The sequence below is a fragment of the Streptomyces sp. NBC_01635 genome, from assembly GCF_045209715.1.
GTDB classification, from domain to species: domain Bacteria; phylum Actinomycetota; class Actinomycetes; order Streptomycetales; family Streptomycetaceae; genus Streptomyces; species Streptomyces hirsutus.
In genome coordinates this window covers 8,471,605-8,497,966 of record NZ_CP109277.1, presented here as the reverse complement: position 1 = coordinate 8,497,966, position 26,362 = coordinate 8,471,605, and the positions used below count along the sequence as shown (strand labels likewise).

The window sequence follows — 26,362 nt, the reverse complement described above, 5'->3', positions numbered from 1 at the left end:
GCACGGACCGGCATGACCTGGTGATCCAGGGGTAGGCGGCCGCACGTGCGGCCGGACCCGGCCGTCGGCTCGACGTGGGAGGTATGTGTGTCCATGGCCCTGAACCCGCTGTCCGTGGAGGTGACCGTGGTCCGGGAGGATGTCGCCCTGTTCACGGTGCAGGGCGACCTGGACGCCGACACCGGGACCGAATTCCAGCACCACCTGGCCAACCAGCTCCATCACGGGCGCCGGCACTTCCTGCTGGACCTGACGGGGGTCCCCTTCATGGACTCGTCCGGGATGAACATCATCCTGCGCGTCTACCAGGAAGCCCGGGAACTGCCGGGCAGCGTGCACATCATCTCCCCCACGCCCGCGGTGCGCCGCATCCTGGACCTGACCGGCGTGAGCATCACCGTCCCGGTGTCCCAGAGCGCCGAGGAGGCGCTGGAGCGGGTCGACGGCACGCCCGGTGCGTCACAGCAGCCGGAAACAGGACGACCGGAGTCCTGAGCCGAACCCGGGGAGGTCCGGTGCACCGTCACGTCGGACCTCCGCGGCTCTCGCGCGGGCGCAGGTGGCGGGCGCACGGCGCCCGCCACCTGCGCAAGGACCCGACTCCCGCACGGGATGCCGCACAGGTCCGGAGCCTCGTTAGAGTGGTCGTCCGGCCAGGTCTCGGCACCCTTTCGTGGCCCGGCGCGGTATCGGTGCGGAAACGACGACGAGGAAACGACGAGGAGACACAGGTGCCTGAGCACGAAGCGGGCGGACCGCTGGGAACGCCGACGCTCGAGGTCAGGGACTTCCTGCGGCGCAGTCGCGAGCAGATAGCGCAGCGATGGGCGGACGAACCCCTGTTCCGTACGGTGTTCACCCTTTCACGCGACGAAGCGGTCGAGGCAGGCAAGGCAGTGGTCGACGCCCTGGCCCAAGTCGCCGACGCGCAGCGGGTGGAGGACTCGGACGCCGCCGGATTCACCGGTGTGCGGGAGCAGTTGGCGCGGATGAGCGCGTCCCGTTCCCGGGCGGGGCTGTCCGCCACACAGGTGTCGAACGAACTGGCCTCACTGTGGCCGCCGGTCGACAAGCTCCTCGCCTCCGAACTGGAGGAGAGGCCGACCGAGGAGCTGCGGGCCTGCACGACCACGCTGAGCACGCTCATGGGTACCCTGCGGGTGGTGGCCATGCAGACGGCGCTGAGCGAGGGACAGGCGCTCATCGACCGGCAGCGGCTGCAACTGCTGGAGGTGGCGACGCCGGTCATCAGGCTGTGGGACGGGATCGTCGCGGTCCCGCTGATCGGGACGCTCGACAGCGCCCGCAGCCAGGTGGTGATGGAGACACTGCTGAACGCGGTGGTCGACCAGCACGCGCGGTTCGCGATCCTCGACATCACCGGGGTGCCGACGGTCGACTCACTGGTGGCGCAGCACCTGATGAAGACGGTCGCGGCGGCCCGGCTGATGGGCGCGGAGTGCGTCGTCTCCGGTATCCGCCCGGCGATCGCGCAGACCATGGTCCACCTGGGCCTCGATCTCGGTTCCGTACTCACCCGGGCGAGCCTCGCCGACGCCTTGGGCTACTGTCTGAACGAGCTGGGAGTCGCTGTCTCGAGTCCCGCGGCCGGCAGTGCGGTCCGCCGGTGAACGAGGCGTACTCCCGCCCCGAAGCGGGACAAGTTCCGGTGCTGAGACTTGGCGACATTCTGTTGGTGACCCTCCAGGGCGACCTGCACGACAGTACGGCTCAGCAGCTGCAGCAGGACCTGTCGGAGACCATCGTGAGCGCCGGGGTCACGGGGGTGGTGATCGACATCTCCGGCGTGGAGATCGTCGATTCCTTTCTCGGGCGGGTGCTCGCCGAGATCGCGGCGCAGGCGTCGCTGCTGGCCGCGCGGACCGTGGTGGCCGGAATGCGGCCCGCGGTCGCCATCACCCTGGTGGAACTGGGCCTGACACTGCCGGGGCTGCGTACCGCGCTCGACGCCCAGGCCGCGATGGCACTGCTCGAGCAGCCCGTCGTGCGGTCGCACGCGGGCGGTATGCGCCGGGAGCGTGCGTGATGTACACCGCCTCGGAGATCGAGGCCTGCCTGCCCATCCGTTCGGACATGGACCTGATGTGGGTGCGCCAGCATGTGCGGCAGGCGGCCGCCCTGCTCGGCTTCGGTCTGGTGGACCAGACGAAGCTGGTCACCGCGGCCAGTGAGCTGGCACGCAACACCCTGGTGCACGGCGGGGGCGGACAGCTGGACGTCACCCCGGTGACCGCCGGATTCGGCCATGGGCTGCGGCTGACGTTCAGTGACACCGGGCCGGGCATCGCCGACCTCGAGCGGGCGCTCAGTGACGGCTTCACGTCCGGCAACGGGCTGGGCATGGGCCTGGGCGGTGCCCGGCGCCTTGTGCACGAGTTCGAGGTCGAGAGTGCGGAGGGGGCGGGAACCACGGTGCGGGTGACCTCGTGGGTGAGCCGGCCTCCCCGGGCACGGGAGGAGGGCTGATGCCCCGCGTCTGGGACGTGCCGGTGCGGGACTCCACCCGCGTACGGGACGTCCGCGTCGCCGCCGAGGAGGCGGCGGCCCTGGCCGGTCTCGACGAGCGGGGCACCTCGGCCGTGTCCCTGGTGGCCACGGAGCTCGCCACCAATCTCCTCAAGCACGCGCGGGACGGTGAGGTACTCGTCGACGTGGTGGAGCCGCCGGTGCTGCGCGAGGGCGGGCAGGCACGGGTCGTACAGATCGCGGCGATCGACCACGGGCCCGGGATCTCCGATGTGGCCGGGGTACTGCGGGACGGTTTCAGCACGACCCGCTCGCTGGGCGCGGGCCTCGGCACCTGCCGGCGGCTCTCGGACGACTTCGGCCTGCACAGCGTCCTCGGCCGGGGCACGGTGGCGGTGGCCCGCGTGGGGCACGGCACGCCTCCGATGCACGGCGGGGACGGCCGGGACGACGGTCCGCGGGTGCCGGTGATCCGTGCCGGCGGAGTCAACGTCCCCTACGCCGGAGCCGAGCACTCGGGGGACGCCTGGACCTGGGTCAGGTCCGGGGACCGGCACACACTGATGCTGGCCGACGGGCTGGGCCACGGCCCCGAGGCGGCCCGCGCCTCCACCGCCGCGGTGGACGCGGTGCGCGGCCGGCCCCATCTCGGTCCTGCCGAGATGCTGCGCCTGCTGCACGCGGAGCTGGGCGCCACCCGGGGCGCGGCCGTCGCGGTGGCCCAGCTGGACGCCCGGTCCGGACGGCTGTGGTTCGCCGGGATCGGCAACATCGGGGCCCGGGTGCGTGAGGGCGACCGGTGGCGGGCCCTGCTCTCCAGGCCCGGCATCGTCGGGGTCCACCGGCCCGGCACCGTCCGCGAGGACGAGTTCGCGTGGTCCACCGACAGCGTGCTGTTCCTGCACTCCGACGGCCTGCCCAGCCGTTGGACCCCGCCATCGGATCCGGGTACGGCGACGGCCGACCCGGCCGTGACGGCCGCCCTGGTGATCCGTGACGCGGGCAGCGCCGCCCGTCCGGTGCGGGACGACACCGCGGTGGCCGTCATGACCTCCTCCCCACCGGACCGTCCATGACCGACACACGGCAGATCGACAGCGTGACCGATGCGGCAGCCGCGCGTGCGGCAGCCGCGCGGCTCGCCGCACGCCACGGGGTCCCGGCCCTCGAACGGGCCCGCCTGGCCGCAACGCTCGGCGCCCGGTTGCGGCAGTGCCTCGCCGAGGGCGGCACCTGGCGGCTCACCCTGGGCGTACGGAGCGCGGACAGCGGCGGGGGCGCGCTGCACGCCGTACTGGAGCCCTCTCCGGACGCGTCCTCCGCCGGAGAGGGAACACGCTGGGAGACGACGGTCCCGTTGCCCGCGGCGGACCGGCCGGGCGGCACCGGCGACAGCGACAGCGACAGCGACAGCGACATGGTGCCCGGCGACGATCCGGCGGCCCTGTCCCAGGCGCTGATGAGCGCCGACGCGGACACCGCCCTGGTGCTCGACCGTCTCGCCGAGCAGGAGGCACTGGTCGCCTTCCACCGGGACGAGCTGCACCAGACCAACCAGGGCGTCCTGGCCCTGCACGCCGAGCTCGACGCGGCGGGCCGCGCCCAGCGGGAAGCCTTCGCCGCCGAGCGCCGGGCGCGCAACGAGGCGGAGAACGCCCGCCGCCGGCTGACCTTCCTGGCGGACGCCAGCGCCGTGCTGAACACCTCGCTGAACCACGGCGAGATCGTGCGCCGGCTGCCCGAGCTGCTGGTGCCGCGGTACGCGGCCGAGGTCGGCATCTGGCTGTTCGACGAGGAGGACGATCCGCACCACCCCATGACCCGTCCGGCCGCGACGGTGCGCGCGGCCCGCACCGGCCGGCCGCAGTACGCCGCCGACCATCCAGGAGGGCTGCGCGGCGTGGACGACCTGCCGCCCTCCGTCCTCCACCCCGACCGGCCCCTGCTGTGCGTCCCGCTGCTGACGCATCGGGCGCCGCTCGGCGTGCTCACGCTGTCGCCGCCCGGCGAACGCTGGGATCCGGACGACGCGGTGATGCTGATCGAGCTCACCCGCAGGGCCGGTATCGCCATCGACAACGCCCGCCGCTTCGAACACAACCGGGACATCGCGGAGACGTTGCAGCGCGCCCTGCTCACCGAACTGCCCACGACGCCGGGGCTGAGCCTGGCCGCACGGTATCTGCCGGCCACTCACGGCATGAACATCGGCGGCGACTGGTACGACGCCTTCCACCGGCCGGACGGGAGTCTGATCACGGTCATCGGCGACGTGACCGGGCACGGGCTGCACGCGGCGGTCATGATGAGCCAGTTGCGCACCGCGCTGCGCGCCTACGCCGTCGACGACGGCAGTCCCGGCCGGCTGCTGACCCGGCTGCACAAGTTCCTGCACCGGCTCCAGCCGAATCTGTACGCCACGGCGGTCATCGCCCGGTTCCATCCGGACGAGCCCACGCTGACGTGGGCCGCCGCGGGGCATCCGCCGCCGGTGCTGCGGCTGCCCGACGGGCGGGTGCGGGCCCTGGACGCCAAGCCGGGCGCGATGCTCGGCATCCCGCTGGAGCAGGAGATCGCCGACCACACCGAGCAGGTGGCGCCCGGCTCGACGCTGACGCTCTACACGGACGGGCTGGTCGAGCGCCGTGCCGAGGGCATCGATCCGGGCATCGAGCGGCTCTCGGCCGCGCTCGGCTCGTTCGGCCCCGCGGAGCTCGACACGGACCTGGAGGGCGCGGCGGACCGGATCCTGAAACCTCTCCTCAGCGACTCCGAGCGCGACGACGACGTCTGTCTGTTGCTCTGCCATCTGCAGAGCTGATCACCGCTCGCCGGTCTCCTCTCCCGGGTCACCGGCGGCGTCCGGGTGTGTCCGTCCGGTGGCCGGGCACCCACCGTACGGGGCGCGGAAACCCGCCGCCCCGCCCGCACCACGGTTCTCCCGGTGCGTGCCGGCGCCGGTGCGGGCATCGTGGTGCTGAACGTGTGCGCGTGCCGGATCTGCGTCCGGACCCGGCCCGGAGCGCCGCCGCGATCGGGATGCGCCGCGATCGAGGAGGTGCGGGGCGGCGGTCCACGGGCAGGCGAAGGGTCGTCGGCGTTCGAGGCAGACCGTGTGGAGCCGCAGAAAGGGATGGACACCGTGACACGACCCAGGATCCTGGTGGTGGGCGCAGGCTTCGCCGGAGTGGAGTGCGTTCGCCGACTGGAGCGGAAGCTCTCCCCCGACGATGCCCGGATCACCCTGGTGACGCCGAACTCCTACCAGCTCTACCTGCCGCTCCTCCCCCAGGTCGCCTCCGGTGTGCTGACCCCGCAGTCGGTCGCCCTGTCGTTGCGCCGCAGCACGAAGTACCGCACCCGGATCATCCCGGGCGGTGCCATCGGCGTGGATCTGAAAGCCAAGGTCTGCGTCATCCGCGGCATCACCGGCCGGATCGTCGACGAGCCGTACGACTACATCGTGCTGACCCCCGGCAGCGTCACCCGTACCTTCGACATCCCCGGGCTCACGGAGCACGCGTTCGGCATGAAGACGCTGGCCGAGGCCGCCTACATCCGCGACCACGTCATCGCCCAGCTCGATCTCGCCGACGCGATCGAGGATCCGGCCGAGCGGGCCTCGCGGCTGCAGTTCGTGGTGGTCGGCGGCGGCTACGCGGGCACCGAGACCGCCGCCTGTCTGCAGCGGCTGACCCATGCCGCCGTCGAGCGCTACCCACGGCTGGACCCGGGCCTGATCAAGTGGCATCTGATCGACATCGCACCGAAGCTCATGCCCGAACTGGGGGAGAAGCTCGGGCGCAGCGCACAGGAGATCCTCACCCGGCGCGGTATCGAGATCTCGCTGGGCGTCTCCATCGCGAAGGCGGGACCGACGGAGGTCACCTTCACCGACGGCCGGGTGGTGCCCACCCGCACCCTCATCTGGACGGCCGGCGTGGTCGCCAGCCCGCTGATCGCCACGCTCGGCGCGGAAACCGTACGCGGGCGGCTCGCGGTCACCGCGGACATGTGCCTGCCGGGCGCGGACGGGGTGTTCGCCCTCGGTGACGCCGCGGCGGTGCCCGACCACGCCAAGGGTGTGGAGGGCGCGGTGTGCCCGCCGACCGCGCAGCACGCCCTACGGCAGGGCAGGCAGGTGGCCGACAACGTCATCGCGACGCTGACCGGCCGCCTGCTTCGGCCGTACCACCACAAGGACCTCGGGCTGGTCGTGGACCTCGGCGGCACCGACGCCGTCTCCAGGCCGCTCGGCGTGGAGCTGCGGGGCCTGCCCGCTCAGGTGGCGGCCCGCGGGTACCACTGGTCGGCACTGCGCACCAATGTCGCCAAGACGAGGGTCATGACCAACTGGCTGCTGAACTCGATCGCCGGCGACGATTTCGTACGGACCGGCTTCCAGGCCCGCCAGCCCGCCAAGCTGCGGGACTTCGAGTACACGGACGTCTATCTGACCCCGGAGCAGGTGCGGGCGCACGTCGAGGAGGCGGGCCTGCCGGCACGATGACCCGGTCCCCGCGGCCGCTCCGCCTTTCCGCGGGCCGTGCCCGGCCGGTCTTCCGGCCGATGGAGCCACCCGGCAGGTCAGTGGCGGCACATGCCATGCTTGCATCCTGATCAACGCGAGCGACGGGGAGTGTACGGCGGAGTGAAGGCGGCGGGGCGCTCGGTACGGACACGGCTGGGGGACCGCCTGGCGGCGTCCGATCCCGGGATGCTGCGGATGACGGCCGGGCTGCGGATGGTGGGCTCCCTCGCGCTGACGCTGGCCGTGCTCGCTGTGACGGGGGCCGGTGTCACCCAACTGGTGGCGGGGGCGATGACCGCGGCGGTCGCCAACTTCGCCATCCGGGAGAAGCGGCGCGGGGCCCAGGCCGTCACGCTCGCCCTCGGTCTGCCGGTGGCGATGGTGTCCGTGTCGCTGGCCGCGGTGCTGAGCGAGCGGACCACTGCCGATGACCTCTTCTTCGTCGTCCTCATCTTCTGCGCGGTGTACGCCCGCCGGTTCGGCGACCGCGGGACCGGGCTCGGGCTGATCGGCTTCCAGGTCTATTTCGTGTCCCTGTTCATCGGCGCGTCCGTCGACGGACTGCCGGAGATCTGGGCCGCCCTGGCCGTCGCGTTCGGATGCAGTGCCGTCCTTCGGTTCGCCGTCGTTCCGGTGACCCCGGCCGGGCTCCTCCTGCGGTTGCGGGAAGCCTTCCGCGCCCGGCTGGCGCAGCTCGTGACGGCCCAGCTGGCGCTGCTCGACGCCGACGGCGACGGGGTGGACGAGGCTCTGGCGGACGTCCGCGCGGGTACGGCCCGGCTGCACGAGACGGCCCTGATGATCCAGAGCCGGCTGGAGCGGGGCACCCCGGACGCGTCGTCGGCACGGCTGGTGCAGCGCCGGATCGCGGAGGCCGAGGTCTCCGCCGAGCGGCTCGGCCTGCTGCTGCTCACCGCCCGCAGCGCCGAGCGCGCGGACACACTGACCCTGCATCTTCCGGGGGCGCCCGCCCCGGAGGCCGGCCGTATGCCCGCGCCCGACGAGGCCACCGCGGCGCTGCGCCGCGATCTGCTCTCCCTGCGCACCCAGGTTCTGCACGCCGGACCCGGGGTGGGGGGAACGTCGATCGCGCATGTACGCAACCGGCTGCTCTCCTACCGGGACGAGGAGAACCTGCCGGCCTGCTCCCCGGCCCTCCAGGACGTGTTCCGGGCCATCGGCGAGATGTCCCGCGCGGTGATGGGCCTGCGGATCGCCCTGGACGGCCCGCAGGACGAGTCGGACGACACCCCCGCGACGGCCCGCTCCCGGGAGGAGCTGGACGCCGAGGACGCCGCGATCGAAGCCGTCGAGGAGAACGAGCCCGCCGAGGAGGCCAAGGGGCTGCGACGGCCCACCACCCGGGCCGCCGTCCAGGTCGCCGTGGGTTCGTCGCTGGCCATCGCCGGCGGTGAACTGCTGTCCTCCCAGGGCTGGCACTGGGCGGTCCTGACCTGCTGGCTCGTCTTCATCAACACCGAGTCGACGGGCGAGATCCTGGTCAAGAGCTACCGGCGGCTGCTGGGGACGGTGCTCGGCGTCGTCGCCGGCATCGTGCTGGCGGGACTGGTGGGCGGGCACGCCTGGACCGCGTTCGCCCTGATGCTGGTGCTGATCTTCGCGATGGCGTACACGGCCCCGCTCTCGTACACGCTGATGTCGTTCTTCGTGACCGCGATGGTGGGGCTGCTGTACACGCTGCTGCACACCTACAGCTGGGAGGTGCTGGTCCTGCGCGTGGCCGAGACCGCGCTGGGCGCCGCCTGCGGGGTGTTCGCCGCGTTCCTGGTGCTGCCGGTGCGTACGGACCGGCGGACGAACGAGTTGCTGGGCACCGTGCTGGAACGGCTCACCGAGGTCACCGAGGCCGCGGTCGACCAGCTCAGCGGCGGGCCCGCCGTCGATCTGCTGGACCGGGCGCGGGAGCTGGACGAGGCACTGGGCGAACTGCGCGCCGCGACCAAGCCGCTCACCCATCCGGTCACTCCGCTGCGGGGCCGGCGCGACACCGCGCGGTACGTCGTCGCGCTCCTGGAGACCTGTGCGTACCAGGCGCGCTCGCTGGCGGCGACGGCCGAGCTGTTGCCGGCCCATCCCTCGATCGCGGCGGATCCCCGGCTGCGCGGGGCGGCGGCGCGTACCGTGCGCAACATCGCGACGATCGCTGCCCGGGTCGCGGGCGAGGACGCCACGGCCGGGATCGAGACGGGGCCGAGCTTCGCCTCGCTGCTGGGCGGTTCCGGCGGCGACGGCGCGTCGCGCTACGGCCGGATCACCGGCCGGGTGCTGCGGCATCTGGAGCGGCTGGACGAGGCGGTGGTGGGCCTCGCCCGCCCGCTGGACGTCCCGCTGGCGAGCGACGGCCGAAAGGCGACGGCCGAGCGCTGAAGGCCGCGTGCTCGGAGGACGGAAGCGGCAGATCCGGTCGTCGCGGGCAGCGGGTGGCGGGGTCGGGAGGCGGTGACCGCCCGGCTCAGAAGTCGGTGGGAAGACCGCTGGCCTCGGCGATGCCGCGCAGTTCGTCGTTCTGCCGGTGGCGCTGCCTGATGTAGTCGGCGATCTCGTCGAGGCGGGACGGATCGGCCGCGGTCGTCGCGTCGGTGACCACCCTGACCGGTCCGCTCTCGTCGACCTCCAGCTCGACCACCTCGTTGTCCATGCGGCCGGTGACGGCCGTGGCGATGACGAGGGCGGCCTCGTCGCGGACCTCTTGAGGCAGTTCCTCGTCGCCGCCGTCCAGGGCGAGGTCGAGACCGGACAGCCGGTGCTCCTCGATCGCCCGGAGGACCGGCTCCACCACACGGAGGAGCAGGCGGTAGTCCTCGGTGTCCATCCGGATGCTCAGGAGGTCGAGGTAGACGTCCACGGGCCGGCCGTCCTCCGGCGGAATCTCGGATTCACTCATCGGCTCCGCGCTCCCCTCATGCGGCCGCCCAGGGCGTCGGCGCGTACCCGGGCGCAGCTCCGGCTGATCAGCCGGGAGACGTGCATCTGGGAGATTCCCAGCTGGGCGGCTATGCGACTCTGTGTCATGTCCTCGAAGAAGCGCATGTACAGGATGGTGCGCTCGCGTTCCGGCAGACGGCGCAGGCCCTCCTTGGCGGACTCACGGTCGACCACGATGTCGTAGGACGCGTCCGAGGCGCCCAGGGTGTCGGCCAGGCTGTAGCCGTCGTCGTCGGGCGACATCTCCGCGTCCAGCGACAGGGTGCTGAAGCTCTCCAGCGCCTCCAGCCCGGCCGTGACCTCCTCCTCGGTCAGTCCCGTGTGCCGGGCGATGTCCGCCGGGGCGGGTTCGGGACTGCCGGGCGTCTGGGTGAGGTCCCGCCGGGCGATCCGTACCTTGTTCCGCAGTTCCTGCACGCGGCGGGGCACCCGCAGGGCCCACATCCGGTCCCGGAAGTGCCGCTTGACCTCGCCGGTGATGGTCGGGACGGCGTAGCTCTCGAAGGCTCCGCGGTCCGGGTCGAAGCGGTCCACCGCCTTCACCAGGCCCAGTGCGGCCACCTGGCGCAGGTCCTCGACGGATTCGCCGCGGTCGCGGAAGCGGCCGGCGATGCGGTGGGCCATGGGCAGCCACGCGGTGACCAGCTCGTCGCGTACGGCGTCCCGCTCGGGGCCGTCCTCCAGGGAGGTCAGCCGGGTGAACAGGGCGGCGGTGTCGGGGGCGTCGTCGTGCCTCCGGCGGGTTCCTGCGGTCGTGGGGGCGAGGGTGTCGGGGCGGTCGGTGGACGTTTCTATGAGCATGCGGTTTCGCTCCCGAACAGTTGTTGTCATGGGCGATCTACCGTGGGGCGGCCGCTGTGAGGACGTCCGGAGTGGGTACCACAGCAGCCATGCCTCTTCCGGCGGCGCGCCGTCGGTCCGAGGCACGACCCTCCGACTGCCCGGTGCCCGGTGGCGCAAACTCCGCTTCCCCGCACAAATCCGGAAAAGGCTCCGGCGGCAGGTCAGGGCAGGGGGACCAGCGCGCTGATGCACTTGCCGCCCGTGGGCAGGTCCCGGACGCGGATGTCGCGGGACAGCCGGCAGACGATGGGCCAGCCGTGACCGCCGGGCGTGAGGCGTCCCTGCGGGCCGGCCGCCGGCCGGGCGACGGGCAGTTCCGTACTGCGGTCGCTCACCGACACCCGTACGCCGGGGCCGGCGACGTCGACCCTGACGTCGGTGACGCCGCCGCCGTGCAGGATCGCGTTCGTGGTGAGTTCGGAGGCGACGAGCAGGGCGTCCGCGAGGGCGGCGGTGTCGCACGGGGTGTGCGTGGCACGGCAGCGTTCGCACACCGCCCGCTGCACGGCCTCACGCACCTGGGCCGGCCGATAGGGGCGCTGGAGTGCGGCCCGGACGGTGCCGGGAGGTTCCGCGGACGGCCCTTCCGCGGTGAGCGGTTCCATGGCGGGTGGCTCCGTGTCGGCTGAAAACATGTGCTCCTGGCACATTGGTCGGCTCCCTGCTCTATGAGAAAGGTCACCCCCTTCCGGCTGACCTCTCATGGCACCGGCAAACCTTTCGGCCCGCTCCGGAACGGATGCCGTCTCCACGGTGCGCCGGGGCGGCCGGCCGGCTCGACGGATGCGGCGACCGCCGCCCGGAGTGAAACGGGTCACGCGACCCGATTCCGGCGGCACGAGCCCCGAAAAATGGTTTATCGTTCACGCATACGTGGTGACGGAGTAGACGACCGTCCTCCCTGACCACCTTTTGCGGCCCTGGCTGGTTTCCCCCGTCCAGCCAGGGCTTTCAACTTCCCGGACCACGGCCTCCGCAGTCGCCGAGGTGCCCCGGGCGGCGGCAGCGGCTCCAATGGACAGAGAACCGTCCGATGGCCCGGCGAGGAGTCCCGCCCATGACCAAAGCGATCAAACTCCTGACCGCCCTGCCTCCGCCGCAGCGGGAGCGCATGATGGCGCTCGCGCGGGAGGTGTCCTTTCCCGAGGACACCAGGATCTTCGAGTCGGGAACCACCGCCGATCGCTTCTGGGTCATCCGCTCCGGGGCGGTGTCGCTCGATCAGCGGGTGAACCAGCTCCAGCGGGTCACGGTCGCCACGCTCGGCGCGGGCGACCTGCTGGGCTGGTCCTGGCTCTTCCCGCCCCACGAGTGGGACTTCGGCGCCGAAGCCTTCAGCCGGGTCCGCGCCTACGAGTTCGACGCGGCGGCCGTCCTGCGGCTGTGCGAGGAGGATCCGGCGCTCGGGCTGACGCTGGTGCGCTGCGTCGCCGAGATCCTCGCGCACCGGCTGGAGGCGACGCGGGTACGGCTGATGGAACAGCCGGCGCCGCGTACCCGAAAAGTCCTCTGAAGCCCGCTCCTGCGGGTCCTGTGAAGCCTGTTCCTGCGGGTCCTGCCGGATCCTGTTCCGGCGGGTCCTGCCGAAGCAGGGCGCGCTCGTCTCACACCCGGTAACGGCGCAGCGCCGGTATCGCGGCGGCCAGGGCGAGCATCACCACGACGACCAGGAGCCCACCGCCCGCCACGGCCGTACGGGGGCCGAGGGAGGAACCGGCGGTGCCGTGCAGGACGTCGGCGAGCCGGGGACCGCCCGCGACGACGACCGTGAAGACGCCCTGCATCCGGCCGCGCATCTCGTCGGTCGCGGCGGAGAGCAGGATCGCCCCGCGGAAGACCATCGAAACCATGTCCGCGACGCCGGCGACGGCGAGGAAGGCCACGGCGATCCACAGGCTGTCGCTGAGCCCGAACCCCGTGATGGCGACGCCCCACACCACCACGGACCCGATGACCATCCAGCCGTGCCGGCGGGCCCGGGAGAACGTGCCGGAGAGAAGTCCGCCCAGCACCGCGCCGATCGGGATCGCGGCGAACAGCATCCCCAGCGCGACCCCTTCACCGTAGGGGGCGTACGTCTCGGCGGCGAGCTGCGGGAACAGGGCACGGGGCATGCCGAGGACCATGGCGACGATGTCGGCGAGGAAGGACAGCAGCAGCACCGCGTGCCCGGCGATGTAGCGGAACCCGGCCACGATCTCCCGGATGCCCGCGCGCCGCGCCACCGTGGCCCCGAGCGGTGGCAGGGCGGGCAGCCGGTACACCGCCCAGACGGTGACGCACAGCGCCAGCGCGTCGATCAGATACAGCTCCGCCAGCCCGACGACCGGGATGAGCGCGCCCGCGAGCAGCGGTCCCGCGATCTGGCCGGTCTGCATGACGGTGGAGCCCAGGGCGTTGGCGGCGGGCAGTTCGTCCTCGGGGACCAGGCGGGCGATGGAGGCGCTGCGGGCCGGGGCATTCAGCCCCCAGAACGCCTGCTGCACCGCGAGCAGGATCATGAGCACGGCCACGGAGTCCAGCCCGGCGGCAGCCTGCGCCCAGAAGAACACCGAGGTGACGGCGATTCCGGTGTTGGTGATCAGCAGGAGGGTGCGGCGGTCCATGGCGTCGGCGATCGCGCCGCCCCACAGCGCGAAGACGATCAGCGGCAGCAGTCCCGCCAGGCTCGCGGCGCCGACCCAGGCGGAGGAGCCGGTGATGTCGTAAATCTGCTGGGGCACGGCGACGGCGGTGAGCTGGCTGCCGACCGCGGTGACGATGGTGGACGTCCACAGCCGGCGGTAGGCCGGGCGGCGCAGGGGCCGGGTGTCCATGGCCCAGCGGCGCAGGCCGCGTGGCCGGGGCGGTGCGGACGGTTCCGCCGTCACCGCCCCGGCCACGGCCGGCTCGGGTGGCGCGGACGCGGCCGGTCCGGACACGGCCCGCTCGAGGGCGGGCCCCTCGGCCCGGGGTTCGGTGCTGTTCTCGCTGAGGTCCACGACCGTCCCGGTTGGTGACTACATCTTGTTTCCGGGGATCACTATGGCAGCACCCGCGGCGGCACTCGCCCGCCGCCTCAGCTTCCGGCGATGAGCGTGCAGCCGAGGACGATCATGGTGGCGGCGACCAGGCCGTCCAGGACCCGCCAGGCGGTGGGCCGGGCGAGGAAGCGGCTCAGCAGCCGGGCGCCGAAGCCGAGGACGGCGAACCAGCAGAGGCTGGCCAGCACCGCGCCGAGCCCGAACGTCCAGCGCAGCGGCCCGTGGTCGGCGGCCACGGAGCCCAGCAGGAACACGGTGTCGAGGTAGACGTGCGGGTTGAGCCAGGTCATCGCCAGGCAGGTGAGTACGGCCCGGCGGCGCGAGGTCACGGCCTCGCCCTCCGTCTCGAGCCCGGCCCCGGCCGGCCGGATCGCCCGCCGCGCGGCCAGGACGCCATAGCCGAGCAGGAACACTCCGCCGATCCAGCCGACCGCGGTCAGCGCGCCGGGCCAGGCCACGACCAGCGCGCCGACTCCGCCGACGCCCAGGGCGATGAGCAGCGCGTCGGACACCGCGCAGATGCCCACAACGGCGAGCACCGCCTCGCGGCGGACGCCCTGGCGCAGGACGAAGGCGTTCTGGGCGCCGATGGCGACGATCAGGGAGAGGCCGGTGCCGAATCCGGCGGCGGCGGTGGTCAAGGCGGCGGTCATGCACAGGACGCTAGAGGCCTCGCCCTGCCGCAGTACAGCTAATGATTCTTACGTACCCTTAGCCGATGTGATGGACGACCTTCCGCTGGACCAGGTACGGACCCTGCTCGCCGTGGTGGACGAGGGCACCTTCGACGCGGCGGCCGCGGCCCTGCATGTGACGCCCTCCGCGGTGAGCCAGCGAGTGAAGGCGCTGGAGCAGCGCACCGGGCGGGTGCTGCTGCTGCGGACCCGCCCGGTGCGGCCGACCGAGTCGGGCGAGGTGCTGGTGCGGCTGGCCCGCCAGGTGGCGCGGCTGGAGCGGGACGCGTACGCGGAGCTGGGGCTGAGCTCGGCCGGGGAGCCGACCCGGGTGTCGGTGGCGGTGAACGCCGACTCGCTGGCGACCTGGTTCCTCGGGGCTCTCACCCGCGTCCCGGCCGAGCTGCGCCTCCGCTTCGAACTGCGCCGCGAGGACGAGTCCCACACCGCCGCGCTGCTGCGGGAGGGAGCGGTGATGGCCGCGGTGACCTCCTCGCCGGACGCGGTGCCCGGCTGCTCCGTACGACTGCTGGGGCGGATGCGCTATCTTCCCGCGGCCAGCCCGGAGTTCGCCGCGCGGTACCTCGCCGGGCCGCTGGAGGAGACGCTGCCGCGGGCGCCCGTGGTGACCTTCGACCGGCGGGACGACTTCCAGGACGCCTTCGTCCGCCGGCTCACCCGCGGCCGCACCGGGGCGAGTACGGGCCGGCACCTCATTCCGACCTCGGAAGGGTTCGCCGAGGCGGTCGCCGCGGGTCTGGGCTGGGGCATGGTCCCCGAAACGCAGGCCGACCCCCTGCTGCGGGCCGGCCGGCTCACCGTCTTCGCCCCGGACCGCGCGGCCGACGCGCCCCTGTACTGGCAGCAGTGGAAGCTGGACTCCCCGGCCCTGGCTGCGGTGGCCGAGGCGGTGGCGGCAACTGCGGTGACGGCACTGCGGAGTTGAGAAGTCGGTACCGTGCGCCCCTCGTCGGCCGGCCGACGGATCCCAGGGAGACGCGCCTCACCGAAGCCGCTGTTTCATCCCGTGCCGGCAGGTGACCCGTAACGGAGTACGGCACCCCAAGGGTGCGTATCCACTGCGAATCAGGTGATTTCCCATGGACGACTGGCGGACCCGCGCGGCCTGCCGGGACGAGGATCCCGACCTCTTCTTCCCGATCGGGACCTCCGGCCCGGCCCTTTTTCAGACGGAGCAGGCGAAGGGGGTGTGCCGACGCTGCCCTGTCCAGCAGCAGTGCCTCGACTGGGCGTTGGACACAGGGCAGTCCCTCGGGGTGTGGGGCGGCACGAGCGAGACGGAGCGGCGCGCGCTGAAGCGGCGCCTGAAGGCGCGCCGCGCCTGAGGCAGGCCCGCGTTCCGCCCTGCCCGTCCGGCCTGCCCGTCCGCCCTGCCCGTCCGGCCTGCCCGCCGTGCCCGGCCCGGTGGGCGGCGTTAGGCTCGCCGGGAGAGCGCGGGAAGGGACCGATCATGAGCGTGCGTGTGCGCCGTGTCTACGAACCACCCGAGCCGGACGACGGGATCCGTGTCCTGGTCGACCGGCTGTGGCCGCGTGGCCTGGCCAAGGACCTGGCCCGCGTGGACGAGTGGCCCAAGGGCCTGACGCCGTCGACGGACCTGCGGCGCTGGTACCACACAGGCGAGCGGCCGTACGAGGAGTTCCGCGGGCGCTACGAGAAGGAGCTCGCCACTCCCGAGGCTGCCGAACTCCTCGATCACGTACGGGATCTGGCCACGCAGGGCCGGGTGACTCTGGTGACCGCGGCCCGGGAGCCGGAGACCAGCCACGCCGAGGTGCTGGCCCGCCTCCTCGACGACCGGAACGGCTGAATCCTCCGACCGTTCCGGCGTGTCCGAGGCGCCGGAGCGGTCGGGCGGCAGCCGTGTCCCCCGGCCCGCTCCGAACCGGCTACGCCGTCTGCCGTGCGGCCGCCCGGCCCGCCGCTCGGCCCGAGAAGAGGCAGCCGCCGAGGAAGGTGCCCTCCAGGGCGTTGTAGCCGTGGACGCCTCCGCCGCCGAAGCCCGCGACCTCGCCCGCCGCGTACAGTCCCCCGATCGGCCTGCCCCCGCCGTCCAGCGCGCGGGAGTCGAGGTCGGTCTGGATGCCGCCGAGGGTCTTGCGGGTGAGGATGTGCAGCTTGACGCCGATCAGCGGGCCGGCCGCGGGGTCGAGGATGCGGTGCGGGGTGGCCACGCGGCCGAGGCGGTCGCCTATGTAGCGGCGGGCGTTGCGGATGCCCTGCACCTGGGCGTCCTTGCTGAAGGAGTGGTCGAGCTGCCGGTCGCGGGCCTCGATCTGGCGCCGGACGGCGGCCGCGTCGAGGAGCGGCTCGTCGGTGAGGGCGTTCATCCGCTCGACGAGCTGCTCCAGGGCCGGGGCGGTCACGAAGTCCGCGCCCTCGCGCAGGAAGGCGTCGACCGGGCCGGGGGCGCCCTTGCCCAGGACGCGCTCGCGCAGGAACCCGGTCCGGTCCTTGGCGGTGATGTCGGGGTTCTGCTCGGACCCCGACAGCGCGAACTCCTTCTCGATGATCTTCTGGGTGAGGATGAACCAGGAGTGGTCGTAGCCGGCGATGTCCTCGGTGGTGCGCAGGTGCTCGAGCGTGCCCAGGGTGTCGTAACCGGGGAGGCAGGGCTCGGGCAGCCGGCGGCCGAGGGCGTCGAACCACATCGAGGACGGTCCGGGGAGGATGCGGATGCCGTGACCGTGCCAGACCGGGTCCCAGTTCCGTACGCCCTCGGTGTAGTGCCACATCCGGTCCCGGTTGACCAGGCGCGCGCCCGCGCGCTCGCTGATGCCGAGCATCCGCCCGTCCACGTGGGCGGGGACCCCGGTGACCATCTTCCGGGGCGGGGTGCCGAGCCGCTCGGGCCAGTGGCGGCGGACGATGTCGTGGTCGGCGCCGATGCCGCCACTGGTGACGATCACGGCCTGGGCGGTGAGTTCGAAGTCACCGATCGCCTCGCGGCTGGAGGCGACACCGCGCGGGGCGTCGTCCGAGGCCAGGACGACGCCCCGCACTCCGCTCACGGCGCCGTCCTGGACGACCAGTTCGTCGACCCGGTGCCGGTGGTGGAAGGTGAGCAGACCGTCGCGCGAGGCCTGTCGGGCATGGCCGACGAAGGGTTCGACGACGCCGGTACCGGTGCCCCAGGCGATGTGGAAGCGGGGCACGCTGTTGCCGTGCCCGTCCGCGCGGAGGTCACCGCGTTCGGCCCAGCCGACGGTGGGCAGGAAGGAGATGCCGTGCCCGGTCAGCCAGGACCGCTTCTCCCCCGCCGCCCACTCGACGTAGGCGCGCGCCCAGCGCACCGCCCAGGTGTCCTCGTCCTCGAGCCGGTCGAACCCGGCGCTGCCCTGCCAGTCGCTCCAGGCCAGGTCGAAGGAGTCCTTGACGCCGAGGCGCCGCTGCTCCGGGGAGCCGACGAGGAACAGCCCGCCGAAGGACCAGAACGCCTGGCCGCCGAGGTTGGCGGCGTTCTCCTGGTCGACGAGGGCGACCCTGCGGCCCCGGCTGGTCAGTTCGTGGGCCGCGACCAGGCCCGCGAGACCCGCTCCGACGACGATGACGTCGGCATCCATGGCGAGAAGTCCCTTCCTCATCCGCGTCGGTGCGCGGCCGGTCCGGCGCTGCCGTCGGTCAGCAGCGCGGTCAGTAGTTGCTTCAGCCAGGCGCGGGCGTGCTCGACGTCCCCGTCCAGCAGCAGTTGGGTGGTGACTCCGTCGTACGCGGCGACCACGGCGTGCGCGGCACCCTCGACGGTGCCGAGAACGGCGGGCAGTTCGGTGTGGCCTCGGGCCCGGTCCAGGTGGTCCGCGATGGCGCGACGCAGCCTGGCGCGGTGTTCCAGCAGGGTGCGGGAGACGTCGGGGTCGCGGGCGGCGCGCACCAGGAAGTCGGTCTTCACCAACAGCCAGTCCCGGTCGAGCAGCAGCACCTCGGTGACGCGGTCCACGGTGGCGGGCACGTCGAGGTCGGGGCCGCCACCGGCGAGGGCTGCGGAGACCTGCGCGGCGATGAGTTCGGCGCGCTCCGTGTACAGGGCGAAGAACAACTCGTCCAGGGTGGCGAAGTTCGAGTAGAAGGCGCCCCTGCTGTATCCGGCGGCCTCGCAGACCTCCTCGATCGAGACGTGTCCGAAGCCCTTGGCCGCGAACACGGCGAACGCCGCCCGGAGAAGGTCGGCGCGCGTGCGGACGCGGCGTCTGGTCACCCGCCCGGCCCCGCGCCCCGTGCTGCCGTCCCCGGTCACCCCGCCACCTCCGTTCGATACGCGAACGTATCCGATACACCGATGTATCCATAGCCCTCGGCGGCGGGAACTTCCCGATCCCGGCCGAGCACGCGATGCGCAGGCCCCGCCTGCCCCTGCCCCTGCCCCTGCCAGAAGCCTGTCGTCCCCCCGCTCCGCTCCCCCGCACCGGGCCGCACACCTGCGGGGAGGGACGATGCGCGCAGACTCCGGGCTGCCGTCCGGCGGCGGTCAAGTACACCGTGATCGTGGTCTCCTCACCGGCGGTCATTTTCACCGTCCATGAGTACGGGGTGCGCAGAACCCGGGCGACGCGCTTCCTGTTCGGGATGCGCACCGCGTCCCCGGCCCGTCCCGTACCGGCTGCGACACGAACGGAACCGCCCCCTGGGACGGCGTCCTGATCTGCTTTCCTGGTGGCTTCCGGCAGGGACGACGGACTCGGGGCGATCATGCGCGCAGAGGTACGGCAGGTGGCCGACGGCACCCATCTGGTGCACGGCTCCCACACCAACTGGGTGATCCTCCGGGAGGGGGACGCCGTCACACTGATCGACACCGGGTACCCCGGTGACCGCGAGCAGCTCCTCGCCTCCCTTGCGGAGGTGGGCGGTTCACCGGAATCGGTCGCGGCCGTCCTCATCACCCACGCCCACACGGACCACCTGGGCTCCGCCGAGTACCTGCGGGCCACGTACGGCACGCCCGTGTACACGCACGAGGCCGAAGTCCCCCACGCCCGCCGGGACTTCCTCCAGCAGGTGACCGTCGGACAGGTCCTGCGCAACGGCTGGCGGCCGGGTGTGCTGCCCTGGGCCCTGCACGTGCTGCGCTCCGGCGGCACGGCGCACGTGCCGGTGGCCGCACCCGAGCCGTTCCCGCGGTCCGGCCCGCTGGACCTGCCCGGCCGGCCGGTGCCCGTGCACACGCCCGGCCACACCGCCGGGCACTGCGTCTTCCATCTCCCGCACCTCGGGGTGGTGGTGTCCGGCGACGCCCTGGTGAGCGCCCATCCGACGTCCCGGATCGACGGACCGCAGCTGCTGCCCCGCATGTTCCACCACGAGCGGGCCACCGCCGTCGGCTCGCTGGACATCCTGGCCGAGCTGGAGGGCGACCTGACGCTGCCCGGACACGGCCCCGCGTACCGGGGGTCCCTGGAAGGTGCGGCGAAGCTGGCCCGCGAACGCGCGCAATAGGGTGAGCGGACGACCGCCGGTGTGATCATCACTCTGGAGACGGCCGCCCGCGAGACGAGGACACCCGAGCCATGGCCCTGCAGATCAGCGCGACCAACCCGGAGCATCCCGCGCTCCTGCTGGAACTGCCCTGGCACCTGCCGCTCCAGGAGTGGCCCGAGGAGTACCTGGTGCCGCTGCCGCGCGGCATCTCCCGGCACGTGGTGCGCTACGCCCGCGCCGGTGACGAGGTGATCGCCGTCAAGGAACTCGCCCGGCGGCCCGCACTGCGCGAGTACGAGCTGCTGCGCGACTTGGACCGGATCGGCATCCCCGCGGTGGACCCGCTCGCCGTGGTCACCGGCCGCGCGGGCGCCGACGGGGAGCCGTTGGAGAGCGTGCTGATCACCCGGCATCTCGGCGGGTCGATGCCGTACCGGTCGATGTTCGAGACGACGCTGCGCCCGGCGACCATGCACCGGCTGATGGACGCGCTCGCCGTGCTCCTGGTGCGGCTGCATCTCGCCGGGTTCGCGTGGGGCGACTGCTCGCTGTCCAACACGCTGTTCAGACGGGACGCGGGTGCCTACGCCGCCTATCTGGTGGACGCCGAGACCGGTGAACTGCACCCGGAGCTGAGCCCCGGCCAGCGCGCGTACGACCTGGACCTCGCCCGCGTGAACATCAGCGGCGAGCTGCTCGACCTGGAGGCCTCCGGGGCGCTGCACCCGTCCGTGGACCCCATCGAGTTCGGCACCCGGATCTGCGCCCGCTACGAGGGCCTCTGGCGGGAGCTGACCCGTACCTCCGTCTACCCCGCGGGCAAGTACCACTACATCGAGCGCCGGATACGCCGGCTGAACGATCTGGGTTTCGACGTGGCCGAGATGCAGATCGAGCACGCCTCCAACGGCGACACGGTCACCTTCGTGCCGAAGGTCGTCGACGCCGGGCACCACCAGCGCCAACTGCTGCGCCTGACCGGACTGGACGCCGAGGAGAACCAGGCCAGGCGGCTGCTGAACGACCTGGAGAGCTGGATGGCCACCCAGGACGACCACACCCCCGACGGCGCTCTGCCCGGCGCCCGCCCGGAGGTCCTCGCCCACCGCTGGGTGCGGGAGGTGTTCCGCCCGACCGTGCGTGCCGTGCCACCCGGACTGCGCGGCGCGATGGACCAGGCGGAGATCTACCACGAACTCCTCGAGCACCGCTGGTACCTGTCCGAGCGGGCCCAGCACGACATCGGTCTCGACACGGCCGTCGAGGACTACATCAGGAACATCCTGCCCAAGACCCGGGAGACGCTGCGGCCCACGACCGAGTGAGCCGGGCGGGGCAGCGGCCGGACGCCGCCCGGCGGTGGCGGGCGCGTCGGGCCCCGGCGGCCGGGCGGGTCAGTCGTGCGGCACCACCGCCACCGGGCAGTCCGCGTGGTGCAGGACGCCGTGGGCGACCGAGCCGATCCGGGCCCCGACGGCGCTGCGGCGCGCGCGGCGGCCGACGACCATCAGCTGGGCCGTGCCGGACACCGACAGCAGCACCTGCCCGGCGCTGCCCATCTCCACGTGCTCGACGACGCGCACCTGCGGATAGCGCTCGCGCAGCGGCGCGAGGACGTCCGACAGGGACTTCTGCTCGTACGGCTCCAGGCCCCCGGCCTCGTCCATGAGACGCAGTGTGTCGGGGCTGTAGGCGAACATCGGCGGCAGGGCCCAGGCACGTACGGCGCGCAGGGTGGCACCCCGCGCGGCGGCGGCCTCGAAGGCGAATTCCAGCGCGGCGGCGCTGTCCTCCGGATCGCCCTGCTGGCCGACGACGATCTCCCGCCCGGCGGCCTCGCCGGACGGCGTGTCCTCGGCCCGTACGAACACCACCGGCCGCCGGGCCTCGACGATCACCTGCTGGCCGACCGAGCCGACCAGGAAGCCCATGATCCGCCCGTGCCCGCGGGAGCCGAGCACCAGCATCTCGGCGTCCGCGGCGGCGCCGGTCAGGACCCCGACGGCGTCCCCCTCCAGGACATCGGTGGTCACCGTGAGAGCGGGGTGCCGTTCGGTGACCTGGCGGACCGACTCGGCCACCGCGTCGCGCACCCACCGCTCCTGGGTGGCGGCGTCGCCGGCGTCGACCGCCTCGTGCGTCTGGAAGCGCCAGGCGTGCACCACCCGCAACGGCCGCCCCCGGCGGACCGCTTCCCTCGCCGCCCAGGCCAGTCCGGCAAGACTCTCCTCGGTTCCGTCGACCCCTGCCGTGATCGGGCGCGTCATGCGGTTCCTCCTGTGTCGTGTCCACTACGCACGGTCCAGTCTTCCCTAACCTTCCCGCACGACCTCGACCCGGGAGCAGGCAGTGGTGGACGCGGCCGATCCGGTGACACCGGGACGCCGTTGGGCAGAGGCCCTCGGCCGGGTGGTGCTCGACGACCCGCCCGACGAGTACGGGATCCGGCCGGAGCGGAACCGTCTGCCGGGGCTCGTCCGCGTGCCGGTGCCGGACGAACGGACCGTGCAGAAACGCCTCCCCCTGGATTTCCGGCCCGACGACCAGGCGGCGGAGGCCGTCCGGCTCCTCGCCCTCGGTGCCCGCCCGGCGGACGTCGGCCAGGGCGAGCAGCCGTGGCGGGCCCTCGCCGCCCCGGGAGAGACGAGTTCCGCGTGCTCTCCTCGCACCCTGCCCGAGCCTCGCCCCCGCCGCGCGCGACGCCTGGTTCGAACCTCCGATGGACCGGCTGCCGGTGGTGTTTCCGTGGCGCCGGGTACCGGACGGCGACACCCGTTCTCCGGTTCCGCCCGCGCTCATCGCCGGAGCCCCGACGACCTCACGAGGAGCCGGCATGACCAGCGACCAGGCCATCGATCCCGGTGCCGTGCCGAGTGGCGCGGGATGCTCCGACTGCGACGCCGTGGGCGGCTGGTGGTTCCCTCTGCGGCGCTGCGCGCGGTGCGGCCACGCCGGCTGCTGCGACAGCTCGCCACGGCGCACTTCGAAGCCACCGGGCATCCCGTGGTCCGCAGCTACGAACCCGGCGAGGCCTGGTTCTGGAACTACGCCACGGAAGAGCTGTACGAGTCGGGCCCGGACCTGACCCCGCGCGCCGTCCGGCCGACCAGCCGGCTCCGGGCCCGGCGGGGCGGGTCCCGGAGGACTGGAAGCAGAATCTGCGGCGTTGAGGGGCCCACGGGACCGGGGCCGGGCCGGCCCCTCCGCGGGGATCACCGGCGGAGAAGGCGGGGCTGGTGGCGCGTGCCAGGATGGACGCGTGTCACAGACCTCATTCGCCGGTCCGCTCGTCGGCCGCGACGACGAACTCGCCCGGCTCGCCGGGGTGCTGGAGCGCGCCCGCGGGGGCGAGCCGCGCGCCGCGCTGATCGCCGGGGACGCCGGGGTGGGCAAGACGAGGCTGCTGGACGAGGTGTCCGCGCGGGCCGCCGGGACCGGCATGACGGTGGTGACCGGCCACTGCGTGGACCTCGGGGACGTGGGCCTGCCGTATCTGCCCTTCACCGAGGTGCTGGGGCGGCTCACCGCCGACGAGCGGTTCGCCCCCGCCGTCGACGCCCGTCCGGTGGTCGGCCGGCTGCTCGGCGCCGGAACCGACGCCGCGCGGGACGTGGACGCGCGGCTCAGGCTGTTCGAGGGCATGGCCGGGCTGCTGGCCGACGTCTCGGACATCGCACCGCTGCTGCTCGTCCTGGAGGATCTGCACTGGGCCGACCAGTCCTCCCGGGACCTGCTGCGGTTCCTGCTCAGCCGGGGCGTCCTCCAGCGGCCGGCGGGCGGCGCCCCCACGCACCGGCTGGCGGTGTGCGGCTCGTACCGCGCGGACGACCTGCACCGCCGGCATCCGCTCCGGCCCCTGCTCGCCGAGCTGGTACGACTGCCCTCGGTGGAGCGGCTGGAGCTGCGGCCGTTGCCCGATCCCGACGTGGCCCGGCTGGTGCGCGCCCTCGAACAGCGGCCGCTGCCGGACGCCACGGTCCGCCGGATCGTCGAGCGTGCCGAGGGCAACGCCTTCTACGCCGAGGAACTGCTCGCGGCCACGGACTCCCCGGCGGGCGGGATGCCCAGCCAGCTGGCCGACGTGCTCCTCATCCGGATCGAACAGCTCTCCGAGACCGCCCAGCAGGTACTGCGGACCGCCGCCGTCGCCGGCCGCCGGGTGGAGCACGAGGTGCTGCGCGAGGCGGTCGGGCTCCCCGAGGAGGAGCTGGAGTCCGCGCTCCGTGAGGCTGCCGGACGGCAGCTCCTGGTGGCCGCGCACGACGGCACGTACTCCTTCCGGCACGCACTCGCGCGCGAGGCGGTCTACGCGGATCTGCTCCCCGGTGAGCGGGCCCGGCTGCACGGCGCGTTCGCCCGGCTGCTCACCGGCCGCGGGCTCCGCGGCGCGAGTGCCGCGGAGCGCGCCCACCACTACCGGGAGAGCCACGACCCGGCCCGGGCGCTCGCCGCGTCGCTGGAGGCCGCCGATCACGCCCAGCGGGTGGGAGCGCCCGCCGAGGAGCTGCGCCACCTGGAGACCGCCCTCGATCTGTGGCCGGCGGTGGGACCCGCCGGGCTGCCCGAGGGCGTCGGGTTCGACCCGGTGGCCCTCACCCTGCGCGCCTCGGCCGCGGCGGCGCACGCGGGCGAGCTGCACCGCGCGGTCTCCCTCACCCGGTCCGCGCTCGCGGACCTCGGCCAGGACGCCGACCTGGAGCTGGCGGCCCGGGTCCGCTACACCCTGGCCGGGAACCTGTTGCGGGTCGACAGTCTGTCCGCGGCGTTCGCGCACAGCAGTGAGGCGCTCGCCATGATCCCCGAGGAACCCCCGTCGCCCACCTGGGTGTGGGCGGCGGCCACCCATGCCATGACGGCGCGGCAGATGGGCGCCGCCGGCACAGCGCTGCAGGTGGCGCGCCAGGCCTTGGGGAGGGCCGAGCAGTTGGGGATGACCGACGCCCAGGCGGATCTGCTGATCTCCACGGCCGGCCTGGAGGGGAACGGCCGGAGCACCGAAGCCGGCCGCGAACGGCTGGTCCGGGCGCTGGAGCTGGCGCGCGGGGCGGGCAACGCCCCGGTGGAACTGCGCGCGCTGTTCAACCTCGCCATGGGCTGCTACGAGTCCGGTGACCCCGAGGCGTGTCTGCCCTGGCTGACCGAGGGCCTGGAGCGGGCGCGCCGCGCAGGCCTGTCGTCGTCGGCGTATCCGCTGGAGATGCGGTATCTGCGGCTGCTGGTGCTGTACGCGCTGGGCCGCTGGGACGAGTGCGTCCGCACGGCGGCGGCCGATGCCGAGGTGCTGCCCCCGGCCGGCGGGTTCACGGTCACGCCGGCGCTGTTCGTGGCGCTGGCCCGCGGCGACTTCACGGCCGCCGACCGTGCGCGGGCGCTCCTCGAGGGTCCGTTCGACTGGATGGCGACGCTGGTGGCGGGCACCGTGCTCACCGACGCCGCCGCGCTGCGGGGCGATCCGGAGGAGGCCGTGCGGTGCGTGCGGTCCACTCTGGCGTCCCTGACCGACGAAACGGGGACCCGCCCCGACGTCACGGTCCGGCTGACGGCGCTCGCGCTCGCCGCGGTCGCCGACGCGGCCGTCGCGCTGCGGCTGTCCGGTGACGACGCCGGGGCACGGCGTTGGGCCGAGGCCGCGACGGAGCTGGTGGGGCCCGCCCGTGCCTCTGCCGCGCACGGTGAGGACGGCACGCCTCAGGGTCCCGAGGGCCGGGCCTGGCTGGCCCGCGCGGAGGCGGAGTGGACACGGGCCGTGTCGGGTCCCGACGTGGCGGCGTGGGCGGAGGCGGTGGCCGGGTTCGCGTACGGCGACGCGTACGAGCGGGCGCGCTGCCGGCTGCGCCACGCGGAGGCGCTGCTGGCCGCCGGGCTGCGTGAGGAGGCCGCGGCCGAGGCCCGCGCGGTGCGCGAGGCCGCCGACCGGCTGGGCGCCGCCCTGCTGCGGGAGCGACTGGACGCCCTGGTGAACCGCGCCTGGCCGGCGGAGACACCGGCGAGGGGCGAGCGCGCCGTCACCCTGCTCACCGCGCGGGAGCAGGAGGTGCTGCGGCTGCTCGCGCGGGGCCGCAGCAACCGTCAGATCGGCGAGGAGCTGTTCATCAGCGGCAAGACGGCGAGCGTCCATGTCTCCAACATCCTCGCCAAGCTGGGCGCCGCGAGCCGCACCGAGGCGGTGGCGGTCGCCTACCGGAAGGGCCTGATCTCCCCGGAGTCCGCGGTCTCGGGCTGAGCGGCGTCCGGTTTCCCCTGCCCGTCGCGCCGGTGCGTGTCGCCCTCGCCGCTCCCGCTGCCCCGCCCTTCCCGACACTCCCAACACTCCCGACAGTCACCCCAAATAACCGTCTTGACCGCATATCACAGTAATACTGTGCCGATCGGTCGCGCCCGGTACGTCCGGCACGGTGTGCAACTGTGCGCTGCCGAAAGTC

At 73.3% G+C, this 26,362-nt stretch carries 23 protein-coding genes and 2 pseudogenes; 17 read left to right on the top strand and 8 right to left on the bottom strand.

All coding sequences use genetic code 11. From position 1 onward, the window contains the following. Positions 1 to 87 precede the first annotated feature (87 nt). From OHB56_RS38785 to OHB56_RS38750, 8 genes are all read left to right on the top strand, one after another. Positions 88 to 495 carry an STAS domain-containing protein gene (locus OHB56_RS38785; RefSeq protein ID WP_326751076.1) on the top strand — a complete coding sequence of 136 codons (408 nt, stop codon included), beginning with the start codon at positions 88 to 90 and terminating at the stop codon, positions 493 to 495. A gap of 236 nt (positions 496 to 731) precedes the next feature. Next, positions 732 to 1,631 (top strand): STAS domain-containing protein, encoded by a 900-nt coding sequence (locus OHB56_RS38780; protein WP_326751077.1) that lies wholly within the window; start codon positions 732 to 734, stop codon positions 1,629 to 1,631. Beyond that, positions 1,628 to 2,047 (top strand): STAS domain-containing protein, encoded by a 420-nt coding sequence (locus OHB56_RS38775; protein ID WP_055592848.1) that lies wholly within the window; start codon positions 1,628 to 1,630, stop codon positions 2,045 to 2,047. The genes OHB56_RS38780 and OHB56_RS38775 overlap by 4 nt, the downstream gene beginning before the upstream one ends. Then, positions 2,047 to 2,487: an anti-sigma regulatory factor gene (locus tag OHB56_RS38770; RefSeq protein WP_326751078.1), complete on the top strand. Its 441-nt coding sequence runs from the start codon at positions 2,047 to 2,049 to the stop codon at positions 2,485 to 2,487. Before OHB56_RS38775 ends, OHB56_RS38770 begins: the two co-directional genes overlap by 1 nt. After that, complete coding sequence (locus OHB56_RS38765; protein WP_406358571.1) at positions 2,487 to 3,563, top strand: SpoIIE family protein phosphatase; 1,077 nt, start codon at positions 2,487 to 2,489, stop codon at positions 3,561 to 3,563. Before OHB56_RS38770 ends, OHB56_RS38765 begins: the two co-directional genes overlap by 1 nt. Next, positions 3,560 to 5,308 carry a PP2C family protein-serine/threonine phosphatase gene (locus OHB56_RS38760; RefSeq protein WP_406358569.1) on the top strand — a complete coding sequence of 583 codons (1,749 nt, stop codon included), beginning with the start codon at positions 3,560 to 3,562 and terminating at the stop codon, positions 5,306 to 5,308. Before OHB56_RS38765 ends, OHB56_RS38760 begins: the two co-directional genes overlap by 4 nt. A 312-nt stretch (positions 5,309 to 5,620) precedes the next feature. Next, entirely contained in the window at positions 5,621 to 6,997 is a 1,377-nt protein-coding gene (locus OHB56_RS38755; RefSeq protein WP_406358567.1) for an NAD(P)/FAD-dependent oxidoreductase, read from the top strand. Positions 6,998 to 7,138: 141 nt separating this feature from the next. After that, positions 7,139 to 9,406, top strand: a complete 2,268-nt coding sequence (locus tag OHB56_RS38750; RefSeq protein WP_406359301.1) for an FUSC family protein — start codon at positions 7,139 to 7,141, stop codon at positions 9,404 to 9,406. A gap of 85 nt (positions 9,407 to 9,491) precedes the next feature. On the opposite strand, the gene OHB56_RS38745 is transcribed toward OHB56_RS38750, so the two are convergent. The 3 genes from OHB56_RS38745 to OHB56_RS38735 all read right to left on the bottom strand — a co-directional run bounded on the left by OHB56_RS38745 (position 9,492) and on the right by OHB56_RS38735 (position 11,412). Then, on the bottom strand, positions 9,492 to 9,923 hold the full coding sequence (locus OHB56_RS38745) for a hypothetical protein (protein WP_055592853.1): 432 nt from the start codon (positions 9,921 to 9,923) through the stop codon (positions 9,492 to 9,494). Next, a complete protein-coding gene (locus OHB56_RS38740; RefSeq protein ID WP_326751082.1) occupies positions 9,920 to 10,765 on the bottom strand; it encodes a SigB/SigF/SigG family RNA polymerase sigma factor in 846 nt (281 codons plus the stop codon). The genes OHB56_RS38745 and OHB56_RS38740 overlap by 4 nt, the downstream gene beginning before the upstream one ends. Positions 10,766 to 10,968: 203 nt before the next feature. After that, complete coding sequence (locus OHB56_RS38735; RefSeq protein ID WP_326751083.1) at positions 10,969 to 11,412, bottom strand: ATP-binding protein; 444 nt, start codon at positions 11,410 to 11,412, stop codon at positions 10,969 to 10,971. Positions 11,413 to 11,864: 452 nt separating this feature from the next. On the opposite strand from OHB56_RS38735, the gene OHB56_RS38730 reads away from it, so the two are divergent. After that, positions 11,865 to 12,320, top strand: coding sequence for a cyclic nucleotide-binding domain-containing protein (locus OHB56_RS38730; protein ID WP_406358564.1), 456 nt, complete (start codon positions 11,865 to 11,867; stop codon positions 12,318 to 12,320). Between the two features lie 91 nt (positions 12,321 to 12,411). On the opposite strand, the gene OHB56_RS38725 is transcribed toward OHB56_RS38730, so the two are convergent. Together OHB56_RS38725 and OHB56_RS38720 are read right to left on the bottom strand one after the other, a co-directional pair. After that, the gene (locus tag OHB56_RS38725; RefSeq protein WP_406358563.1) at positions 12,412 to 13,788 is read right to left on the bottom strand and encodes an MFS transporter; all 1,377 of its coding nucleotides are present in this window, start codon (positions 13,786 to 13,788) and stop codon (positions 12,412 to 12,414) included. A gap of 77 nt (positions 13,789 to 13,865) precedes the next feature. After that, on the bottom strand, positions 13,866 to 14,483 hold the full coding sequence (locus tag OHB56_RS38720) for a LysE/ArgO family amino acid transporter (RefSeq protein ID WP_326751085.1): 618 nt from the start codon (positions 14,481 to 14,483) through the stop codon (positions 13,866 to 13,868). A 70-nt stretch (positions 14,484 to 14,553) separates the two neighbouring features. On the opposite strand from OHB56_RS38720, the gene OHB56_RS38715 reads away from it, so the two are divergent. From OHB56_RS38715 to OHB56_RS38705, 3 genes are all read left to right on the top strand, one after another. Beyond that, on the top strand, positions 14,554 to 15,450 hold the full coding sequence (locus tag OHB56_RS38715; protein WP_326756890.1) for a LysR family transcriptional regulator ArgP: 897 nt from the start codon (positions 14,554 to 14,556) through the stop codon (positions 15,448 to 15,450). Between the two features lie 154 nt (positions 15,451 to 15,604). Continuing rightward, positions 15,605 to 15,850 (top strand): WhiB family transcriptional regulator, encoded by a 246-nt coding sequence (locus OHB56_RS38710; RefSeq protein WP_055592859.1) that lies wholly within the window; start codon positions 15,605 to 15,607, stop codon positions 15,848 to 15,850. 125 nt (positions 15,851 to 15,975) lie between these two features. Then, the gene (locus OHB56_RS38705; protein WP_326751087.1) at positions 15,976 to 16,335 is read left to right on the top strand and encodes a DUF488 family protein; all 360 of its coding nucleotides are present in this window, start codon (positions 15,976 to 15,978) and stop codon (positions 16,333 to 16,335) included. Between the two features lie 79 nt (positions 16,336 to 16,414). Here the strand turns inward: OHB56_RS38705 and OHB56_RS38700 are convergent, their stop codons facing one another. Continuing rightward, the gene (locus OHB56_RS38700) at positions 16,415 to 18,088 is read right to left on the bottom strand and encodes an FAD-binding dehydrogenase (protein ID WP_406358560.1); all 1,674 of its coding nucleotides are present in this window, start codon (positions 18,086 to 18,088) and stop codon (positions 16,415 to 16,417) included. 17 nt (positions 18,089 to 18,105) lie between these two features. Beyond that, a complete protein-coding gene (locus OHB56_RS38695; RefSeq protein WP_388444446.1) occupies positions 18,106 to 18,720 on the bottom strand; it encodes a TetR/AcrR family transcriptional regulator in 615 nt (204 codons plus the stop codon). 491 nt (positions 18,721 to 19,211) lie between these two features. Here OHB56_RS38695 and OHB56_RS38690 point away from each other — a divergent pair, with 491 nt between their 5' ends. Beyond that, positions 19,212 to 19,958, top strand: coding sequence for an MBL fold metallo-hydrolase (locus tag OHB56_RS38690; RefSeq protein ID WP_326756891.1), 747 nt, complete (start codon positions 19,212 to 19,214; stop codon positions 19,956 to 19,958). Positions 19,959 to 20,029: 71 nt separating this feature from the next. Further along, positions 20,030 to 21,265 carry a DUF4032 domain-containing protein gene (locus tag OHB56_RS38685; protein ID WP_326751090.1) on the top strand — a complete coding sequence of 412 codons (1,236 nt, stop codon included), beginning with the start codon at positions 20,030 to 20,032 and terminating at the stop codon, positions 21,263 to 21,265. A 69-nt stretch (positions 21,266 to 21,334) separates the two neighbouring features. Here OHB56_RS38685 and OHB56_RS38680 read toward each other — a convergent pair whose 3' ends face one another. Beyond that, positions 21,335 to 22,207: a universal stress protein gene (locus tag OHB56_RS38680; RefSeq protein WP_055630910.1), complete on the bottom strand. Its 873-nt coding sequence runs from the start codon at positions 22,205 to 22,207 to the stop codon at positions 21,335 to 21,337. 82 nt (positions 22,208 to 22,289) lie between these two features. Here OHB56_RS38680 and OHB56_RS38675 point away from each other — a divergent pair. The 3 genes and pseudogenes from OHB56_RS38675 to OHB56_RS38665 all read left to right on the top strand — a co-directional run. Further along, a pseudogene (locus OHB56_RS38675) lies at positions 22,290 to 22,517 on the top strand (VOC family protein); the annotation flags it as partial. Positions 22,518 to 22,773: 256 nt separating this feature from the next. Further along, positions 22,774 to 23,110 (top strand): annotated as a pseudogene (locus OHB56_RS38670) (UBP-type zinc finger domain-containing protein). An 89-nt stretch (positions 23,111 to 23,199) separates the two neighbouring features. Then, complete coding sequence (locus OHB56_RS38665) at positions 23,200 to 26,163, top strand: AAA family ATPase (RefSeq protein WP_406359300.1); 2,964 nt, start codon at positions 23,200 to 23,202, stop codon at positions 26,161 to 26,163. The last annotated feature ends 199 nt before the right edge of the window (positions 26,164 to 26,362 follow it).

Bases quoted from the DNA above. Each gene is read 5' to 3' on its own strand.
- OHB56_RS38770 (WP_326751078.1), top strand. From the start codon at position 2,047: ATGTACACCGCCTCGGAGATCGAGGCCTGCCTGCCCATCCGTTCGGAC.
- OHB56_RS38765 (WP_406358571.1), top strand. From the start codon at position 2,487: ATGCCCCGCGTCTGGGACGTGCCGGTGCGGGACTCCACCCGCGTACGG.
- OHB56_RS38760 (WP_406358569.1), top strand. From the start codon at position 3,560: ATGACCGACACACGGCAGATCGACAGCGTGACCGATGCGGCAGCCGCG.
- OHB56_RS38755 (WP_406358567.1), top strand. From the start codon at position 5,621: ATGGACACCGTGACACGACCCAGGATCCTGGTGGTGGGCGCAGGCTTC.
- OHB56_RS38745 (WP_055592853.1), bottom strand. From the start codon at position 9,923: ATGAGTGAATCCGAGATTCCGCCGGAGGACGGCCGGCCCGTGGACGTC.
- OHB56_RS38740 (WP_326751082.1), bottom strand. From the start codon at position 10,765: ATGCTCATAGAAACGTCCACCGACCGCCCCGACACCCTCGCCCCCACG.
- OHB56_RS38735 (WP_326751083.1), bottom strand. From the start codon at position 11,412: ATGGAACCGCTCACCGCGGAAGGGCCGTCCGCGGAACCTCCCGGCACC.
- OHB56_RS38730 (WP_406358564.1), top strand. From the start codon at position 11,865: ATGACCAAAGCGATCAAACTCCTGACCGCCCTGCCTCCGCCGCAGCGG.
- OHB56_RS38720 (WP_326751085.1), bottom strand. From the start codon at position 14,483: ATGACCGCCGCCTTGACCACCGCCGCCGCCGGATTCGGCACCGGCCTC.
- OHB56_RS38715 (WP_326756890.1), top strand. From the start codon at position 14,554: ATGGACGACCTTCCGCTGGACCAGGTACGGACCCTGCTCGCCGTGGTG.
- OHB56_RS38710 (WP_055592859.1), top strand. From the start codon at position 15,605: ATGGACGACTGGCGGACCCGCGCGGCCTGCCGGGACGAGGATCCCGAC.
- OHB56_RS38705 (WP_326751087.1), top strand. From the start codon at position 15,976: ATGAGCGTGCGTGTGCGCCGTGTCTACGAACCACCCGAGCCGGACGAC.
- OHB56_RS38700 (WP_406358560.1), bottom strand. From the start codon at position 18,088: ATGGATGCCGACGTCATCGTCGTCGGAGCGGGTCTCGCGGGCCTGGTC.
- OHB56_RS38690 (WP_326756891.1), top strand. From the start codon at position 19,212: ATGCGCGCAGAGGTACGGCAGGTGGCCGACGGCACCCATCTGGTGCAC.
- OHB56_RS38685 (WP_326751090.1), top strand. From the start codon at position 20,030: ATGGCCCTGCAGATCAGCGCGACCAACCCGGAGCATCCCGCGCTCCTG.
- OHB56_RS38680 (WP_055630910.1), bottom strand. From the start codon at position 22,207: ATGACGCGCCCGATCACGGCAGGGGTCGACGGAACCGAGGAGAGTCTT.